The 18,329-nt window shown below is 58.7% G+C and carries 14 protein-coding genes, 1 pseudogene and 1 other annotated feature; of the genes and pseudogenes, 7 read left to right on the forward strand and 8 right to left on the reverse strand.

Features of this window, described 5'->3' with window-relative positions:
- Nucleotides 1-91 precede the first annotated feature (91 nt).
- A complete protein-coding gene (locus FOT55_RS18625; RefSeq protein WP_025303038.1) occupies nt 92-1,807 on the forward strand; it encodes a hypothetical protein in 1,716 nt (571 codons plus the stop codon).
- A gap of 90 nt (nt 1,808-1,897) precedes the next feature.
- Here the strand turns inward: FOT55_RS18625 and cysB are convergent, their stop codons facing one another.
- Both cysB and topA read right to left on the reverse strand, forming a co-directional pair.
- Complete coding sequence (gene cysB, locus FOT55_RS18630; RefSeq protein WP_004930690.1) at nt 1,898-2,872, reverse strand: HTH-type transcriptional regulator CysB; 975 nt, start codon at nt 2,870-2,872, stop codon at nt 1,898-1,900.
- A 361-nt stretch (nt 2,873-3,233) separates the two neighbouring features.
- Complete coding sequence (gene topA / locus FOT55_RS18635) at nt 3,234-5,831, reverse strand: type I DNA topoisomerase (RefSeq protein WP_004930691.1); 2,598 nt, start codon at nt 5,829-5,831, stop codon at nt 3,234-3,236.
- A 427-nt stretch (nt 5,832-6,258) separates the two neighbouring features.
- On the opposite strand from topA, the gene FOT55_RS18640 reads away from it, so the two are divergent.
- Nucleotides 6,259-6,510, forward strand: a complete 252-nt coding sequence (locus FOT55_RS18640) for a YciN family protein (RefSeq protein WP_147823872.1) — start codon at nt 6,259-6,261, stop codon at nt 6,508-6,510.
- A 51-nt stretch (nt 6,511-6,561) separates the two neighbouring features.
- Here the strand turns inward: FOT55_RS18640 and sohB are convergent, their stop codons facing one another.
- Nucleotides 6,562-7,608 (reverse strand): protease SohB, encoded by a 1,047-nt coding sequence (gene sohB / locus FOT55_RS18645; protein WP_004930703.1) that lies wholly within the window; start codon nt 7,606-7,608, stop codon nt 6,562-6,564.
- Between the two features lie 359 nt (nt 7,609-7,967).
- On the opposite strand from sohB, the gene FOT55_RS18650 reads away from it, so the two are divergent.
- Nucleotides 7,968-8,729: a YciK family oxidoreductase gene (locus FOT55_RS18650; protein WP_025303040.1), complete on the forward strand. Its 762-nt coding sequence runs from the start codon at nt 7,968-7,970 to the stop codon at nt 8,727-8,729.
- 13 nt (nt 8,730-8,742) lie between these two features.
- Entirely contained in the window at nt 8,743-9,333 is a 591-nt protein-coding gene (gene cobO, locus FOT55_RS18655; RefSeq protein WP_025303041.1) for a cob(I)yrinic acid a,c-diamide adenosyltransferase, read from the forward strand.
- A gap of 38 nt (nt 9,334-9,371) precedes the next feature.
- Here cobO and rluB read toward each other — a convergent pair whose 3' ends face one another.
- The 5 genes from rluB to rnm form a co-directional block, all read right to left on the reverse strand.
- Nucleotides 9,372-10,277, reverse strand: a complete 906-nt coding sequence (gene rluB / locus FOT55_RS18660; protein ID WP_025303042.1) for a 23S rRNA pseudouridine(2605) synthase RluB — start codon at nt 10,275-10,277, stop codon at nt 9,372-9,374.
- A 162-nt stretch (nt 10,278-10,439) separates the two neighbouring features.
- Nucleotides 10,440-11,237 (reverse strand): alpha/beta fold hydrolase, encoded by a 798-nt coding sequence (locus FOT55_RS18665; RefSeq protein WP_049205501.1) that lies wholly within the window; start codon nt 11,235-11,237, stop codon nt 10,440-10,442.
- Between the two features lie 149 nt (nt 11,238-11,386).
- The gene (locus tag FOT55_RS18670; protein ID WP_025303044.1) at nt 11,387-11,746 is read right to left on the reverse strand and encodes a Rap1a/Tai family immunity protein; all 360 of its coding nucleotides are present in this window, start codon (nt 11,744-11,746) and stop codon (nt 11,387-11,389) included.
- Nucleotides 11,747-11,861: 115 nt separating this feature from the next.
- Entirely contained in the window at nt 11,862-12,482 is a 621-nt protein-coding gene (locus FOT55_RS18675) for an L-threonylcarbamoyladenylate synthase (protein WP_025303045.1), read from the reverse strand.
- A gap of 47 nt (nt 12,483-12,529) precedes the next feature.
- On the reverse strand, nt 12,530-13,411 hold the full coding sequence (rnm, locus tag FOT55_RS18680; protein ID WP_049205503.1) for an RNase RNM: 882 nt from the start codon (nt 13,409-13,411) through the stop codon (nt 12,530-12,532).
- A 252-nt stretch (nt 13,412-13,663) separates the two neighbouring features.
- Nucleotides 13,664-13,767: a sequence feature (Trp leader region), on the forward strand.
- Nucleotides 13,768-13,791: 24 nt separating this feature from the next.
- Between rnm and FOT55_RS18685 the strand changes: the two genes are divergently transcribed.
- From FOT55_RS18685 to trpCF, 3 genes and pseudogenes are all read left to right on the forward strand, one after another.
- Nucleotides 13,792-15,354, forward strand: a complete 1,563-nt coding sequence (locus tag FOT55_RS18685) for an anthranilate synthase component 1 (RefSeq protein ID WP_025303047.1) — start codon at nt 13,792-13,794, stop codon at nt 15,352-15,354.
- Nucleotides 15,354-16,950, forward strand: a pseudogene (trpD, locus tag FOT55_RS25615) (bifunctional anthranilate synthase glutamate amidotransferase component TrpG/anthranilate phosphoribosyltransferase TrpD). Before FOT55_RS18685 ends, trpD begins: the two are co-directional and overlap by 1 nt.
- Before the next feature lie 3 nt (nt 16,951-16,953).
- Nucleotides 16,954-18,315 (forward strand): bifunctional indole-3-glycerol-phosphate synthase TrpC/phosphoribosylanthranilate isomerase TrpF, encoded by a 1,362-nt coding sequence (gene trpCF / locus FOT55_RS18700; RefSeq protein WP_099817284.1) that lies wholly within the window; start codon nt 16,954-16,956, stop codon nt 18,313-18,315.
- The last annotated feature ends 14 nt before the right edge of the window (nt 18,316-18,329 follow it).

Consider the following 18,329-nt stretch of genomic DNA (forward strand, 5'->3'; position numbering starts at 1 on the left):
TTGCCACTTATCTCGCCATTAAGCTGGTCCTGTGAGCCCAGCAGATTGCACGGCCGCTTTACTCGCAACCAAGACTATCCAGGAGAAAAACGTGGCAGAAACTAAAATCAATACACTTTCCACTGTTGAGGAATTAAGAACGACAGAACCCGACATGGATGGGCAAGTCGTGTTATTACGCAGCATCACCGATCGAATACTGCATTATGTCCATAAGGCCGGCGACAAAGCGCCAGATGATGGAACATTGGTGGTCGTTACTGCAAGCGGCAAACGCTGGCGGTTGGTCAGGGATGGCGACACGCTCCAACTCGCCTGGTTTAAAACCGCTGTCAACAGTTGGGACAATGCAATGGATGCGCTGCTCGGGTTCGCCGCAACCACCGGACGAAACGTTGCTAAAATCGTCTTTCCTCGTGGAACAGTGCAATTCAAGAAACCGATCATTCTGGATTATCGCAAAAACTGGTTCTTGGAGGGGCAAGGTGGGCACGGCGCTTCCGGCAGCGTACTCGATTTCAATATTCCTCGCAGTGCCGGCTATGGTGAATACGGCGCGATTCACTGTTGGGGAGAGCCTTTCGGATTTCAGCAGCTCACGCTGCGTGGCCTGATGGTGCAAGGCATCGGCACCCGCATCGTTGATCCTACTCAGGATGAAGCCAGCCGGGCCTACTGTCACGGCGTTTATTGCCGCACCACAGGCACTTTGTGGGAGGACGTCGCCATTCAAAACTTCCGCGGTGCAGCACTGTACCTAGACAACGCGTTCGACAATAACTTCAACCGGGTCTCCGTATTTGCTTCCGGTCGCATGAAGGACGGGTACAGTTATACCAACCTGGATGATGTAGCCAACCCTGATGCCACCGCCTACCCTCCTCTACTAATCATGAGCACTCGTCCTGGTGATCAGAGTAACTTCAATCGTTTTTTTGATGGTTCGATCGAACTCAATAATGTAACTCCATTTGTCGAAGTACGAGGAGGGATTCAGATCCACTTTACACGCATGCACTCGGAACGTCCTGGCGGTGGGCTTGCCGAAGGGCAATGGCCGTTAGGTACTTTTATGAAAGTTGGAGGCGAAGTTTGGCTTACCGACTGCGGGATTAGCAATTTCACCCGAGCGATCGCCTACGGCCCCTATGCACAGATGATTATTAACGGCTGCAATAGACTTTCAGGTGATATTTATCCATACGATACCTCCACCATTGGCAGTGCTCGCCTCAAGCTTGATAACACCATCTGCAAGGGTCTACATATTTCAAGCAATATTCAGGGCGATTATCAAATCAGTAACTGCGTACTACAGTACTTAAATACGGCCGTTATCTCTGGTTCCACTCTGGTCACAAATTGTCGGATCAATGGTGATATAACCGTTACAGGGAGGGCTGGTATACCACTTGGTTCAGCCGGTGGGTTAAAAATTAGTAATAGTCAAGTTGCAGGTAATCTGATAGCCACAGCAACGGCCCAGCGGATCAGCGTTGCCGGCTGCCATATTTTCGGGGATTTATCCTTACCCGGCACCAACTGCAGCGCAGTGCATAACGTAGTGCTCGGCACAGAGTACATTGCCTCAACGGGCAATAACGTAAGTATCGGCAAGACTTCTCCACCCATTATCTACGTTGATAGCAGCTATAGCGAAATATCAGGCAGTGTTCAGAGAGGCACATTAATTCTCAAACGATCGGCAACAGCGGCTCAATCCCCAGGTTGGATTTGCACTTCTAGCGGTGCAGTGGGAGCCACTTTGAAAGTAGCAGCGTTAGCCGCATTGGGGAATGAAATATGAAATTGCGCAGTTAACACACAGCAACGGAAACGGGAAGGCATTAGCCTTCCCATTCATCATTAATGCAATGCTTAGCAGTCCAAGTGCAAGTTACTTAATCGGCAGCTTGATGTCCTTGAACATCGCTTCAATCTCTTCGTTGGAACGCAACGCCACCGCGCTGTCGACCACGTCGCGCGTCAGGTGCGGCGCGAAGCGCTGAATAAAGTCGTACATGTAGCTGCGCAGGAAGGTGCTGCGGCGGAAGCCGATCTTGGTGGTGCTGTAGGTGAAGATATCGCGCGCATCCACCGTCACCAGATCCGGATCCTGCACCGGATCCACCGCCATGCTGGCGATCACCCCCACCCCCAGTCCCAGACGCACATAGGTTTTGATCACGTCGGCGTCGGTGGCGGTAAAGACGATGCGCGGCGTCAGGCCGGCGCGGTTGAAGGCGGTGTCCAGCTCCGAGCGGCCGGTAAAGCCGAAGGTGTAAGTGACGATCGGGTAAGCCGCCAGTTCTTCAATGCTGATGCTGCTTTTGCCCGCCAAAGGATGATCGGGCTTCACCACCACCGCACGGTTCCAGTGGTAGCACGGCAGCATGATGAGATCGTCGTACAGGTGCAGCGCTTCGGTGGCGATGGCGAAATCGGCGGTGCCCTTGGAGACCGCTTCGGCGATCTGCGTCGGCGACCCCTGGTGCATGTGCAGCGAGACGCGCGGGTAACGCTCGATAAAGCCCTTGATCACGTTGGGCAAGGCGTAGCGAGCCTGCGTATGCGTGGTGGCGACGTACAGCGAGCCTTTGTCCGGGTAAGTGTGTTCACCGGCAACGGCTTTGATGGCGTCCACTTTAGACAATACTTCACGCGCGATGCGAATGATTTCCTGACCGGCGGGGGTGACCTGGGTCAGGTGCTTGCCGCTACGGGCGAAAATCTGGATGCCCAGCTCATCTTCGAGCATGCGCACCTGTTTACTGATGCCGGGTTGCGAGGTATAGAGCCCTTCTGCCGTCGAGGAGACATTCAGGTTGTGGTTAACCACTTCCACAATGTAACGAAGCTGCTGCAATTTCATATCTTATACCATCCTAGGTTAAACACTGCGGCTTACCCGCAGCCAGGTATATCGGTGTCGCCCCGGTATGCTGAAACTCACAAGCCATAAACACCGTGTTCTACCCTGATGGTGAAGAAAGCGCCGTTGTTAATAAGCTTTAATAATAAAAAAACTTTTTATATAACCACTATACCACGTTGCAGCTTCAAGTATAGATCCGCATCACACTATGATAACGATTATTTTGCATTGGTATCAACGTGAAACGACGGTAACGGAGGGATAAAAACAGCAAAGGATAGATCCGTTTGCCCCTTTTCACCAATAAAAAACCAGCCGCCAGGGCTGGTTTTTCATCTTAACAGGCAGGACATCAGCCTTACTTCTTGCCTTCAACCCACTTGCCGTCCACGTAGAACGCAGACCAACCGGTCGCCTTGCCGTCTTTTTCAGAAGAGACGTACTGCTGCTTGGTTTTACGGCTGAAACGCACCAGCGTTTTATTGCCTTCGGCATCCGCGACCGGCGCATCGGCCAGATAACGCAGTTTCTCCGGCAGACGATCCTTGAAGCGAGCCAGCTCTTCCACCAGCGGCGCGCGGGTTTCGCGCGATTTAGGGAAGGTATTGGCCGCCAGGAACACGCCGGCAGCGCCGTCACGCAGCACGAAATAGGCGTCGGACTTCTCGCACGGCAGCTCTGGCAACGGTACCGGATCTTCCTTCGGCGGCGCGACATCGCCGTTACGCAGGATCTTACGGGTGTTTTTGCAGTTCTCGTTGGTGCAGCCCATGTACTTGCCGAAGCGCCCCATTTTCAGGTGCATTTCCGAGCCGCATTTGTCGCACTCCACCACCGGGCCGTCATAGCCTTTCAGGCGGAACTCGCCCTCTTCGATCTCATAACCGTCACACGCCGGGTTGTTACCGCAGACGTGCAGCTTACGCTGGTTGTCGATCAGATAGCTGTCCATCGCCGTACCGCATTTCTGGCAGCGGCGGCGTGCGCGCAGCGCGTTGGTTTCCGCGTCGTCGCCTTCGAGGATGTTGAGCACTTCCGCTTCAGGCACCAGGTTGATGGTGGTTTTGCAACGCTCCTTCGGCGGCAGCGCGTAGCCGGAACAGCCGAGGAACACACCGGTGCTGGCGGTACGGATGCCCATCTTGCGGCCGCAGGTCGGGCAGTCAATGCTGGTCATCACCATCTGGTTAGGCCGCATGCCGCCTTCTTCCGGATCCTTCTCCGCCGTTTCCAGCTGCTCGCTGAAGTCGACGAAGAATTCGTCCAACACCGCTTTCCACTCGGCCTGGTTGTTGGCGACCTCATCAAGGCCGTCTTCCATGCGCGCGGTGAAGTCATAGTTCATCAGCTCGCGGAAGTTCTCTTCCAGGCGATCGGTGACGATCTCGCCCATTTTCTCGGCATAGAAGCGGCGGCTTTCCACCCGCACATAACCGCGATCCTGAATGGTCGAGATGATGGAGGCGTAGGTGGACGGACGGCCGATACCGCGTTTTTCCAGCTCTTTCACCAGTGAGGCTTCGCTGTAGCGCGCCGGCGGCTTGGTGAAGTGCTGGCTTGGGATCAGTTTCTGCAGATCAAGTTCGCTGCCGATTTCGACGTATGGCAGAGTGCGATCTTCATCGCCCTTGCGCAGCGCCGGCATTACCTTGGTCCAGCCGTCAAAGCGCAGCGTACGGCCCTTGGCGCGCAGTTGATAATCGCCGGCTTTCACCGTCAGCGTGGTGGAATCGTATTGCGCCGGTGTCATCTGGCAGGCAACGAACTGGCGCCAGATCAGCTGATACAGCTTCTGCGCGTCCGCCTCCATGTCTTTCAACTGCTCGGCGAGCACGTTCACGTCCGAAGGACGGATCGCTTCGTGCGCTTCCTGCGAATTCTCTTTGCTGCTGTACTGATTCGGCGCCTTCGGCAGGTATTTGTCGCCGAAGTTGTCACCGATGTAGCCACGCACCATGTTGAGCGCATCCTGGCTCAGGTTGGTGGAATCGGTACGCATATAGGTGATGTGGCCGGCTTCATACAGCCGTTGCGCCATCATCATGGTTTTCTTCACGCCGAAGCTCAGGCGGGTACTGGCGGCCTGTTGCAGCGTGGAGGTAATGAAAGGCGCGCCCGGCTTGCTGCTGGTCGGTTTATCTTCGCGATCCAGCACCGTATAACGGGCTTTTTCCAGCAGCTTGACCGCGGCGTGAGTCTGCTCGCGGTTGACCGGCTTGAACGGTTTGTCGTGCGCATGGGTCACTTCCATCTGCAGCGCGGTTTCACCCTTCGCCAGCAGATCGGCATGCAGCTCCCAATACTCTTCCGGCACGAACGCCTTGATGTCTCGTTCGCGCTCAACCACCAGACGCACCGCCACCGACTGCACGCGGCCGGCGGACAGGCCGCGGGCGATTTTCTTCCACAGCAGCGGCGAGACCATATAGCCCACCACACGGTCCATAAACCGACGTGCCTGCTGCGCGTTGACGCGGTCAATGTTCAGCTCGCCCGGCTGTTTGAACGCCTGTTGGATTGCGTTTTTGGTGATTTCGTTAAACACCACGCGGCTAAAGCGTTTGTCATCCCCACCGATCACTTCCCGCAGGTGCCAGGCGATGGCTTCCCCTTCGCGGTCAAGGTCGGTTGCGAGATAAATGTGGTCGGCGTTTTCCGCCAACGATTTTAACTCGGCGACCACTTTTTCTTTACCCGGCAGGATTTCATAATGCGCTTTCCAGCCGTGGTAAGGGTCGACGCCCATGCGATTTACCAGCGCCGCCTTCTCATCTTTTTTAACTTTTTTCTTGGCTTTGTCTTCGGTTGAGTCAGCGCTCTTTTTGCTGGCTGAGCCACTGGTCGGCAAATCACGGATATGACCGACGCTGGACTTCACCACGTAGTCACTTCCTAAATATTTATTAATAGTTTTGGCTTTTGCCGGGGACTCAACTATTACGAGAGCTTTACCCATATTTACCTTTACCTAATTTATTTCTTCTAAAAAGAAGTCTTTTATCTCGCCGTGCCGCGGCAATTCGTGTCTCTTTTTTTATATTGCGGCAGTCTGGCAAGAGATCAACAGATTTTTTTCTTTTGGTTGCCCAATTGCTCAACCTGAACGCAAGTTGTTGATCCTGCCTGCTATTCACCCATGCCCCAGAAGTATGGCTGTGTGAGTTTTATTCATGGCGTAAACAAAACCTTCCACCCGACGCCGCAAAATCCCACACTGTACCTGATAAAAAGCGTCACGCAACCTAATTAGCACGGAAAGGCAGATTTCGCCAACCGGCGGCCGCCCATGGCCATCCAGACGGCAAATAAACCTTAGTCGGTTTGCGGATAAAAGCGAACCGGCGTTAGAATATGCGCAGCGTTTTTTGTTTGGAGTCTAATAAATGCACAAGAATACTGCACCTATCGGCCGCGAGGCCCTACTGGCGGAAGCAAATAACATCATCCGCCAACACGAAGATTATCTGCACGGCATGCTCGCCACCGACGTTGAACAAAAAAGCGGCGTTTTAGTTTTTCGAGGCGAATACTTTTTGGATACCGACGGATTGCCCACCGCCAAAACCACCGCGGTATTTAATATGTTTAAACATTTGGCCCATCTGCTTTCGGAAAAATACCACCTGGTCGATTGAGTAAAGAAAACGGGGGCACCTGGCCCCCGTTGATTCCTGCTCTCATCGCCGTTACAACAACGGCTTTTCCCCACGCTGCCACCAGCGCAACAGCAAACGATCGACGCTTTCCGCCGCGCTGCCGGTGAAGCGATCCATCAGGCGTTTGCGGCGCGTGTAGCGCACGGCGATCACTTCGTGGTTATCCAACTCGGCGATCAGCAAATCGTCGCTGGTGCCGATGGCGTCGATCAGCCCCTTTTCTTTGGCCTGAGAACCGAACCAGTGCTCACCGGTGGCGACGCTATCGATATCCAGCGACGGGCGCTGCTCATGCACGAAGCGCTTGAACAGTTCGTGGGTTTCGTTCAGATCTTCGCGAAACTTCTCGCGCCCTTGCTCGGTGTTTTCACCGAACAGCGTCAGCGTGCGTTTGAACTGCCCGGCGGTGTGCAGCTCCACGTCGATGTCATTCTTTTTCAGCAGGCGGTGGAAGTTCGGGATCTGCGCCACCACGCCGATGGAACCGATGATGGCGAACGGTGCCGCCACGATGCGATCCGCGACGCAGGCCATCATGTAGCCGCCGCTGGCCGCCACTTTATCCACCGCTACCGTCAGGCGAATGCCGCCCTTGCGCAGGCGCTCCAACTGCGAGGCCGCCAGGCCATAGCCATGCACCACCCCGCCAGGGCTTTCCAGGCGCAGCAGGACTTCATCCTGCGCCGACGCCACCGCCAGCACCGCCGAGATCTCTTCACGCAACGACGTCACCTCGTGCGCGTCCATGCTGCCTTTGAAATCCAGCACATACAGGCACGGCTTGGCCACTTCCACCGCGCCGGACTTGGCGCGCTGCTTCTTCAATTTGTCATCAGATTTGGTCTGCTTCTTGAACTGTTTCAGCCAGACCTTCTGCTCGGCGGCATCCATGCGCGCCAGGCGCATATCGCGCTGCATCTCGCGATACTGTTCGCCGAGGTCGGTCAGCTGCAACTCCCCTTTTTGGCGGCTCTTGCGTTGCCCCAGGCTGACCGCCAATATGGCCAACGCGGCGATGGCGAGCACCACCGTGGCGACCTTGGCCAGAAACAGGCCATAAACAGATATAAACTCCACAGATTCCGCCTTTATTTACAGGTTGTTAGTATACTTCTTTCCATTCTAGCCAACCGCAGCGGCTGCTGTCGCGGCTAAATGAAAATTCATTGCGCACGGAGCATCACTATGGGGACGATTTACGGTCGAACCAAGCCGCCGCTGCCGCGCTTTTGTTACAAAAGAATGCCATTTCAGCCTGCTACGCATTGAAAATGCCCGCGGATTAAGGCATATAACACCCATTATTCATCAATACGATGAGACGGATTCGCTGCGCGGCCCGCAGACGGTCGAGCCTTTGCTCCCGCCCCGGCCGCGCGTTTCACCCTTGCTCCCCGATATTCGCGGGAGAACAGCCACCCAGGCGAGGATGTATCGTGCATTACCAACCCAAACAAGACCTGCTCGAACAACGTATCATTTTAGTTACCGGCGCCGGTGACGGCATCGGCCGTGAAGCGGCGCTGACCTACGCGCGCTTCGGTGCCCAACTGGTGCTGCTGGGCCGTACCGAGAGCAAACTGCTGGCGGTACAACAAGAAATTGCGGCCCAGGGCGGCGCCCCGGCCTTGGTGGTGACGCTGGACTTGCTGCACGCCACTCAGGAGCAATGCCGGCAGATAGCCGACGATCTGGCTAGCCAGATCCCCCGCCTTGACGGCGTGCTGCACAACGCCGGCCTGCTCGGCGACATCGCGCCGATGGCCGAGCTGTCGATGACCATGTGGCAAGAGGTGATGCAGGTTAACGTCAACGCCACCTTTATGCTGACCCAGGCACTGTTGCCACTGCTACTGAAATCCCACGCCGGTTCGCTGGTGTTCACCAGCTCCAGCGTCGGGCGTACCGGCCGCGCAGACTGGGGTGCCTATGCGGTGTCGAAGTTCGCCACCGAGGGCATGATGCAGGTATTGGCCGACGAGTACAAAACTCGCAATTTGCGGGTGAACTGCATCAATCCGGGTGGCACCCGCACCAAAATGCGCGCATCCGCCTTCCCACACGAAGACAAGAACAAACTGAAGACCCCCGCCGATATCATGCCGTTGTACCTGTATCTGATGGGCGAGGACAGCCGCCGCAAAACTGGCATGAGCTTCGACGCGCAGCCGAACCGTAAACCCGGCGCGGCCGAATAATAAGGAGCGTTTCATGGCGGAAGATCGTCATCAACAGCGCCAGCAGCGCCTGAAAGAACAGGTCGATGCGCGCATCGCCGCGGCGCAGGATACCCGCGGCCTGCTGCTGGTGTTTACCGGTAACGGCAAGGGTAAAACCACCGCCGCCTTCGGCACCGTCACCCGGGCGGTTGGCCACGGCATGCGCGCCGGGGTGATCCAGTTCATCAAGGGCGAATGGCCCAATGGCGAAAAGAATCTGCTACAGCAACACGGCGTTGAATTTCAGGTAATGGCCACCGGTTTCACCTGGGAGACGCAGAACAAGGCCGGCGACACCGCCGCCTGCCAGGCGGTGTGGCAGCACGGTAAACGCATGCTGGCCGACAGCAGCCTGGACCTGGTGCTGCTGGACGAAGTGACCTACATGCTGACCTACGGCTATCTGGAACTGGACGAGTTGAAGGAAGCGCTCCTACGGCGCCCTGTGCACCAAACGGTGATCCTGACCGGGCGCGGTTGCCATCGCGATCTATTGGAACTGGCTGATACGGTCACGGAGATGCGACCGGTGAAACACGCGTTCGACGCAGGCGTGAAGGCGCAACAAGGGATCGATTGGTAACAAAAAGTTCTGGCCCCGAACGGGGCCAGAATGAGGGATTAGCTGCGTTTGCTTGGCTTGCCCGGTTTACCCGGTTTGCTGCCAGGCGCGCTGCGGCGGCCGCTGCCGGCTACCTGCGAGTGGCGCTTGACCGCACGGCGGATCTGGTTAGCCTTCACGCGGCGGCGCTCACGCTCCACCGGCATTTTGCTGACCGTTTCCGGCTTCAGTTCCACCAGCTCGCGCAGGTAGTTGATCGCCGGCAGGTCCAGTTCGGCCCAGCCGCCGCGCGGCAGGCCTTTCGGCAGATCGATGTCGCCGTAACGCACGCGGATCAGGCGGCTCACCTGCACGCCCACCGCTTCCCACAGGCGACGCACTTCACGGTTGCGGCCTTCGGTCAGGGTCACGTTGTACCACTGGTTGAGGCCTTCACCGCCCTGGAAGCTGATAGTGCGGAAGGCGGCCGGGCCGTCTTCCAATTGCACACCCTTGCTCAGCTGCTTCACTTTCGCATCGTCAACCTGGCCGAACACGCGTACCGCGTACTCACGTTCCACTTCACGGCTTGGGTGCATCAGACGGTTGGCCAGTTCACCGTCGGTGGTGAACAGCAGCAGACCGGAGGTGTTGACGTCCAGTCGCCCTACCGCCACCCAGCGTGAACCGCGCAGCTTCGGCAAGCGATCGAACACCGTCGGGCGGCCTTCAGGATCGCTGCGGGTACACAGCTCGCCTTCCGGTTTGTAGTAAGCCAGCACCCGGCAAACCACCTCTTCGGATTCTTTGATCGACAGGACATGACCATCCAGACGAATTTTCATCGCCGGGGTCACTTCAACGCGGTCGCCCAGCTTGGCGACCTTGCCGTCGACGCTGACGCGCCCGGCTTCAATCATGGTTTCGATTTCACGACGCGAGCCATGCCCGGCGCGCGCTAATACTTTCTGTAACTTTTCGCTCATTGAGCAACCTCTAATGTCGCCTTCACAGGCGTCGGGGGGATACCGTCGTGGCCAACAGCCACAACGGTCATAATACGTTTATCAGGATCGAACCGCGTATTATACAGGCTTTCTAGGGTGTTGAAACCCACTTTATCGGCGGTGCCCCCCTTCAGACGGCGTTCACGGCGCCAAAAAATCCTCCACAGCCCACAGCACCGAGTCAGGCCGTTCCAGAATGCCGAGGTGAGTGCGGGCCTCCCCGAGACGCACCACGGAGAAAAACGGCTGCTCGGCGGCAAAGGCCTGCTGTTGCCGCAGATAGTCGTCACGGCGATCCAACGAGTAGATGTGCCGGCACGGCGGCGGTGCGCTCATTCCCGCCAGGCGTTGCAGCGGTGAGCCGAATTGCCGATAGGCCTGTTCGATGGCCACGCCGGCGGCACGCCAGAGCCGGTAATCTTCCTGCGCCATCTCAACCTCCAGATGGCGTTTGACCCGATCGTGGCGGATGCCGCCCTGCCAGAAGTCGAACAAGGCGTCGCGCGCCGCCAGCCACTGCTGCGGCTCCTGCATGCGGCTCACCGCCGTAAAGAACGCCGGTTCCGGCTGCGTCATGATCCAGTCGAGAAACACCATGCCCTGCACCCTCTGCGGCAACGCTTCAGCCAACGCTACCGCCAGCCAGCTGGCGTGCGCCACCGACAGGGTGACCACGTTATCCAAACGCAGCGCCGTCAGCAGTTGGCGCACATCCTCCAGCAAATCGTCCGCCGTCAGCGACATCTCCGCGGCTTTCGACGACAGGCCATGGCCCCGCCAGTCGATGTTGATCACCCGATAACGTTCGGCCGCCAAAGCAATGAACGGCTCGAACACGGTTTTCGGTTCGCACCAGCCGGGCAACAGCACCAGCGTGAGCGGCCCTGAGCCGATATCCTGATAGTCGAGCATCATGTTGGCACTGTGAAATGCGGTCATATTACCTCCTGCGCGTCTCTCCCCGACCCGTTCGGGAAATACCGACGGGAATAAGGTGACAGCGCAGCAGGCATTGATCTATTGAAGTTCGTGCGGAATGCGCCCCGAGCGCATCTTATGAAAAAATGCGCACTAATTGGAACGGGAACTTAATGGCGCACGCAGGGATAGGCAGCGCTTAATGCCAGCATGATCACCGACGGAGCGGAATAATGCAGTTGCTCTGGGTGCTCGTTCAAATACTTCATCACCGCGTCGGCGGCGACGCCGATGCTCATCCCGGCAGCCGGACAGATATTGCGATTGCCCTGCATAGAATAGGTATCGAATACGCCGGCGACGTATCCCATAAACATGCCACCATTCAGCGCTTCGGCCACGGTGGCTTCACCGCTTTTATTTTTTACGTAACCGCCGGATTCCGCCAGCAAACCGCTGCCTGAATAAAAACCCGCATTTGCCATTGAGGAAAATAATAAGGCCGCTAAAAAAGAAACCTGTTTAATCATTGCTGCGCATCCTGCCCATTATCAATTCTGAAGTAATCAAGAATAGCGGCTTTCACGCGAAATAGCCTCGCTTCAGCCGATTTTCAGACAATGGGCAAGGTGGCAACCTTTTACATCAGCGGAAAGGCGCCGCGTCGCCCGCCCCTTCGCGCACCACTTCCGGCGTGGATTCGGTCAGATCGATAACCGTAGTCGGCTGTTGGCCGAGGAAGCCGCCGTGGATCACCAGATCGACCACCTTGCCCAAATGATCGCTGATCTCTTCCGGATCGGACTCGGCAAAATCATTGCCCGGCAGCATCAGGGTGGTGGACATCATCGGTTCGTTCAACGCCTCCAATAGCGCCAGCGCGATCGGGTTTGAGGGCACACGCAGGCCGATAGTTTTACGCTTTTCATTCATCAGGCGGCGCGGCACTTCTTTGGTCGCCTTCAGAATGAACGTGTAGTGGCCCGGCGTATTGTTTTTGATCAGGCGGAAGGCCGTGTTATCGACGTGCGCATAGGTCGATAATTCGGACAGATCGCGGCACATCAGGGTAAAGTTGTGGTTGCCGTCCAGTTGACGGATACGGCAAATGCGCTCCATCGCCGCCTTCTCTTCCAGCATGCAACCCAACGCATAGCCGGAATCGGTGGGATAAACGATCACTCCGCCCTTGCGTAGCACGTCGACCGCCTGGTTAATCAAACGCGGCTGCGGGTTGTCCGGATGAATATAAAAAAGCTGACTCATGACTTGCTCCTAAAATGATGCCCGCGCGCGTTGCCACGCGCGTAAAATCAGACCGCCTGGCCCGGTTGCGGCCAATCGCGCCACACTGGCTCGACACCGCCCGGCAGCCACAGCTTGCGCCCCAGTTCGATCCACGAACAAGGTTGATGGAAATCAGAGCCTTGCGAGGCCAACAGGTGGTAGTCCTGCGCGTATTTCGCCAGCTGCGCGCGCTCATGCGGCGCCTGCTGACACTGCGCCACTTCCATGGCGTCGCCGCCGTGTTCGGCGAAATGCGCCAGTAAACGTTTCAACCACTTCGCGGTCAGATCGTAACGGCCGGGATGCGCCATCACCGCCTGACCGCCCGATTGATGAATCGCATCAATGGCTTGTTCTATTGTACACCACTGCGGCGGCACGTAGCCGGTTTTGCCCTTGGCCAAGTATTTCTTGAACACCTGCGCCATGTTGTTCGCCACGCCAAGCTCCACCAGGTAACGGGCGAAATGGCCGCGGGTGACCGCGCCGGCGCCCGCCAGCCGTTGCGCGCCGGCATAGGCGTCAGGGATCCGCGCTTTACCCAGGCGCACGCCGATCTCCTGCGCCCGCCAGTTGCGGCGTTCGGTTTGTTCCGCCAACAGTGCCACCAGCGCCGGATGCGTGACGTCCATGCCCAACCCAACGATATGAATTTCATGATTTTCCCACAGCGTCGAGATTTCAACCCCGTTGACCAACCGCAACGGCAACGCCTGCTCCGCAATGGCCGCGGCGGCCTCGGCCAATCCGGCGGTGGTATCGTGATCGGTGATCGCCAGCACGCCTACACGCATCTCGACCGCCCGCAGTACCAGCTGCGTCGGCGTCAGGTAACCGTCGGAGGCGGTCGTGTGGCTGTGGAGATCGTACAGAGTAAAAGCGGTGGATGGGGGGTTACTGTCTGTCAAAACGGCTATCCGGCAATGGCTTGGTTTTCTATCATACCCGCGATCGACGGCCGGACGGAAATCTATTCTGCCCTGGCCGCAGGCGCCAGGCGGATGATGAATAGAATTCACCCTGGCCGCTAAAACATTGTGCAAAAAGAGGGTTGACTTTGCCGCCACGAACCAGTTAACTAGTACACAAGTTCACGGCAACGGCCGTGTCAGATGAGCGTTAACAGAGAGAGTCGGCAAATGAACAACTATATTTCTCTTCACGGTTGGTGGCGTACCTCCCTCTTGCGGGCGGTGTAATCGCGCATAGCTGTCATCTGACAATGCAGATTTCCTGAGCCCGCACTTGATGCGGGCTTTTTTATGGACAGAATTCACTGGAACCACCGATGATGAACACCAAACCACAACTGACATTGCTGAAGGCGCAAGCCAGCTACCGGGGCGACCCCACCACCCTTTTCCACCAGCTGTGCGGCGCCCGTCCGGCCACCCTGCTGCTGGAATCGGCGGAAATCAACAGCAAACAGAATCTGCAGAGCCTGCTGGTGATCGACAGCGCGCTGCGCATTACCGCACTGGGCCACACCGTCAGCGTGCAGGCACTGACCGCCAACGGCGCGGCGCTGCTGCCGCTGCTGGACGAAGCGCTGCCGCCTGAGGTACGCAACCAGGCACGCCCCAACGGCCGCGAGCTGACCTTCCCGGCGATCGACGCGGTGCAGGACGAAGATGCCCGCCTGCGCTCACTGTCGGTGTTCGACGCGCTGCGTACGCTGCTGACCCTGGTGGACTCACCGGCGGACGAGCGCGAAGCCGTGATGCTGGGCGGCCTGTTCGCCTACGATTTGGTCGCCGGTTTCGAAGACCTGCCGGCACTGCGCCAGGATCAGCGCTGCCCGGACTTCTGCTTCTATCTGGCTGAAACGCTGTTGGTGCTTGATCACCAACGCGGTACGGCCCGTCTGCAGGCCAGCGTCTTCAGTGAACAAGCGAGTGAAGCGCAGCGTTTGCAGCAACGTCTGGAACAACTTCAGGCCGAGTTGCAACAAACCCCGCAGCCGATCCCGCACCAAACGCTGGAAAACATGCAGCTGAGCTGTAACCAGAGCGACGAAGAGTACGGCGCGGTGGTCAGCGAGCTGCAGGAAGCGATCCGCCAGGGCGAGATTTTCCAGGTGGTGCCGTCGCGCCGCTTCACCCTGCCGTGCCCGGCGCCGCTGGCGGCCTACCAGACGTTGAAAGACAACAACCCCAGCCCGTACATGTTCTTCATGCAGGATGATGACTTCACCCTGTTCGGCGCTTCGCCGGAGAGCGCGCTGAAATACGACGCGGGCAATCGCCAGATCGAAATCTACCCGATCGCCGGCACCCGCCCGCGCGGACGCCGTGCCGATGGTTCGCTGGATCTGGATCTCGACAGCCGCATTGAGCTGGAAATGCGCACCGACCACAAAGAGCTGGCCGAGCACCTGATGCTGGTCGATCTGGCGCGCAACGATCTGGCACGCATCTGCCAGGCCGGCAGCCGCTACGTGGCCGACCTGACCAAAGTGGATCGCTATTCGTTCGTCATGCACCTGGTTTCCCGGGTGGTGGGCACCCTGCGCGCCGATCTCGACGTGCTGCACGCCTACCAGGCCTGCATGAACATGGGCACCCTCAGCGGCGCGCCGAAAGTGCGGGCGATGCAGCTGATCGCCGCCTCAGAAGGCACGCGCCGCGGCAGCTACGGCGGCGCGGTGGGCTACTTCACCGCCACCGGCGATCTGGATACCTGCATCGTCATTCGCTCTGCCTACGTTGAAGACGGCATCGCCACCGTGCAGGCCGGCGCCGGTGTGGTACTGGATTCCATCCCGCAGGCGGAAGCCGACGAAACCCGCAACAAAGCCCGTGCCGTGCTGCGTGCCATAGCCACTGCGCACCATGCCAAGGAGGTGTTCTGATGGCCGATATCCTGCTGCTCGACAACGTCGACTCCTTTACCTACAACCTGGTCGATCAGCTGCGCGCCAGCGGCCACCAGGTGGTGATTTACCGTAACCAGATCGCCGCCGAGGTGATCATCGAACGCCTGGAGCACATGACTCAGCCGGTGCTGATGCTGTCGCCCGGCCCCGGCACGCCGTCCGAAGCGGGCTGCATGCCGGAACTGCTGCAGCGCCTGCGCGGTCGGCTGCCGATTATCGGCATCTGCCTCGGCCACCAGGCGATCGTCGAAGCCTACGGCGGCCAGGTCGGCCAGGCGGGTGAGATCCTGCACGGCAAAGCCTCGGCGATCGTTCACGATGGCGAAGGCATGTTCGCCGGCATGGCCAACCCGCTGCCGGTGGCGCGCTACCATTCGTTGGTCGGCAGCAACATCCCGGCCGATCTCACCGTCAACGCCCGTTTCGGCGAGATGGTGATGGCGGTGCGCGACGACCGTCGCCGCGTGTGCGGCTTCCAGTTCCACCCGGAATCGATTCTGACCACCCACGGCGCGCGCCTGCTTGAGCAGACCCTCGCCTGGGCGCTGGCGAAGTAATATAAGGAACACGACGATGCAACCTATTCTTGAGAAACTGTACCGCGCCGAGTCGATGAGCCAGCAGGAAAGCCAACAGCTGTTCAGCGCCATCGTGCGCGGCGAACTGGAGCCGAGCCAACTGGCGGCCGCGCTGATCAGCATGAAAGTCCGCGGCGAGCGCCCGGAAGAGATCGCCGGCGCCGCCAAAGCGCTGCTGGACGACGCTCAGCCGTTCCCGCGCCCGGATTATCTGTTCGCCGATATCGTCGGCACCGGCGGCGACGGCACCAACAGCATCAATATTTCCACCGCCAGCGCCTTCGTGGCGGCGGCGTGCGGCGCGAAAATCGCCAAACACGGCAACCGCAGCGTCTCCAGCCGTTCCGGCTCTTCGGATCTGCTGGCTGCGTTCGGCATCCGTCTGGATCTGCCGGCGGAAGAAGCGCGCAAAGCGCTGGACGACCTCGGCGTGTGTTTCCTGTTCGCGCCGCAGTACCACACCGGTTTTCGCCACGCCATGCCGGTGCGCCAGCAGCTGAAGACCCGCACGCTGTTCAACGTGCTGGGCCCGCTGATTAACCCGGCGCGTCCGCCGCTGGCGCTGATCGGCGTATACAGCCCGGAACTGGTGCTGCCGATTGCCGAAACACTGCGCGTGTTGGGCTATCAGCGTGCGGCGGTGGTTCACGGCGGCGGCATGGACGAGGTGGCGATCCACGCCCCGACGCACGTAGCGGAATTGAACAACGGCGAAATCAGCAGCTACCAGCTCACGCCGCAGTCCTTCGGATTGGAAACCTATCCGCTGGAAGCCTTGCTGGGCGGCACGCCGGAAGAAAACCGTGACATTTTGGCGCGGCTGTTACAAGGTAAAGGCGAGCCGGCGCACGCCGCGGCGGTCGCGGCCAACGTCGCGTTGCTTCTGAAGTTATTCGGACATGAAGACCTGCGCCAAAATGCGCGGCAGGCACTGGATATGATCAACAGCGGGCAGGCCTATGAGCGTGTCATCGCACTGGCGGCAAGAGGATAAATGATGCAGGAAACCGTGCTACACAAGATTGTCCGCGACAAAGCGCAATGGATCGCGGCGCGACAACAGCAACAGCCCCTGGCCGGCTTTCAGAATGACATCGTACCGAGCGAACGCAGCTTCTACCACGCGCTGCAGGGCACCCGGACGGCTTTCATTCTCGAATGCAAGAAGGCCTCGCCTTCCAAGGGGCTGATTCGCGAGAGCTTTGATCCGGTGGAGATCGCCACGGTCTATAAAGATTTCGCCTCGGCGATCTCGGTGCTGACCGACGAGAAATACTTCCAGGGCAGCTTCGATTTCCTGCCGCTGGTCAGTAAGACCGTCAGCCAGCCGGTATTGTGCAAAGACTTTATCGTCGACCCGTATCAGATTTACCTGGCGCGCTACTATCAGGCCGACGCCATTCTGCTGATGCTGTCGGTGTTAACCGACGAGCAGTACCGCCAGCTGGCCGCGGTAGCCCACAGCCTCAATATGGGCGTGCTGACCGAAGTGATCAGTGAAGAAGAGCTGCAGCGGGCGATCGCGCTGGAAGCGCGCGTGGTCGGCATCAATAACCGCGATCTGCGCGATCTGAGCATCGACCTGAACCGCACCCGTGAGCTGGCGCCGCGCGTGCCGCATGGCGTAACGGTGATCAGCGAGTCGGGCATCAACAACTACGGGCAGATCCGCGAGCTGAGCCATTACGCCAACGGCTTTCTGATCGGCAGCGCGCTGATGTCTGAACCCGATCTGCGCGCCGCCGTGCGCCGCGTGATCCTGGGCGACAACAAAGTGTGCGGCCTGACCCGCCCACAGGACGCCGCCGCCGCGTATCAGGCGGGCGCCATCTACGGCGGGCTGATTTTCGTCGGCCGCTCCCCGCGCTACGTGGATATCACCCGCGCCCGCGAAGTGATTTCCGGCGCGCCGCTGAAGTACGTCGGCGTATTCTGCGACGCCCAGGTCGAGACCGTGGCGTTGACCGTTGAGCGCCTCGGTCTGCACGCGGTGCAATTACACGGCGCGGAAGACCAGGCTTATATCAGCGCCCTGCGCGCCCGCTTGCCGGCCGATTGCCGCATCTGGAAAGCGCTGAGCGTGAAAGATCGGGTGCCGGCGCGCGATTTGCAGTATGTCGATCGCTACCTGCTCGACAACGGTGCCGGTGGCACCGGCCAACGCTTCGACTGGTCGGTATTGCAAGACGAAGATCTGACTAACGTGATGCTGGCGGGCGGCCTGCGCGCCGACAACTGCGTCGAAGCGGCCAAGCTCGGCTGCGCCGGGCTGGACTTCAACTCCGGCGTGGAAAGCGAACCGGGCATCAAAGATCCCGCGCGCCTGGCCTCGGTCTTCCAGACCCTGCGCGCCTACTGAATACGGCTCAACAT

The organism is Serratia bockelmannii (assembly GCF_008011855.1).
GTDB classification, from domain to species: Bacteria; Pseudomonadota; Gammaproteobacteria; order Enterobacterales; family Enterobacteriaceae; genus Serratia; species Serratia bockelmannii.

Excerpts from the sequence above, each read along its gene's own strand:
- cysB (WP_004930690.1), bottom strand. The coding sequence starts at position 2,872 with ATGAAATTGCAGCAGCTTCGTTACATTGTGGAAGTGGTTAACCACAAC.
- topA (WP_004930691.1), bottom strand. The coding sequence starts at position 5,831 with ATGGGTAAAGCTCTCGTAATAGTTGAGTCCCCGGCAAAAGCCAAAACT.
- FOT55_RS18640 (WP_147823872.1), top strand. The coding sequence starts at position 6,259 with ATGCACAAGAATACTGCACCTATCGGCCGCGAGGCCCTACTGGCGGAA.
- cobO (WP_025303041.1), top strand. The coding sequence starts at position 8,743 with ATGGCGGAAGATCGTCATCAACAGCGCCAGCAGCGCCTGAAAGAACAG.
- rluB (WP_025303042.1), bottom strand. The coding sequence starts at position 10,277 with ATGAGCGAAAAGTTACAGAAAGTATTAGCGCGCGCCGGGCATGGCTCG.
- FOT55_RS18665 (WP_049205501.1), bottom strand. The coding sequence starts at position 11,237 with ATGACCGCATTTCACAGTGCCAACATGATGCTCGACTATCAGGATATC.
- FOT55_RS18670 (WP_025303044.1), bottom strand. The coding sequence starts at position 11,746 with ATGATTAAACAGGTTTCTTTTTTAGCGGCCTTATTATTTTCCTCAATG.
- FOT55_RS18675 (WP_025303045.1), bottom strand. The coding sequence starts at position 12,482 with ATGAGTCAGCTTTTTTATATTCATCCGGACAACCCGCAGCCGCGTTTG.
- FOT55_RS18685 (WP_025303047.1), top strand. The coding sequence starts at position 13,792 with ATGATGAACACCAAACCACAACTGACATTGCTGAAGGCGCAAGCCAGC.
- trpCF (WP_099817284.1), top strand. The coding sequence starts at position 16,954 with ATGCAGGAAACCGTGCTACACAAGATTGTCCGCGACAAAGCGCAATGG.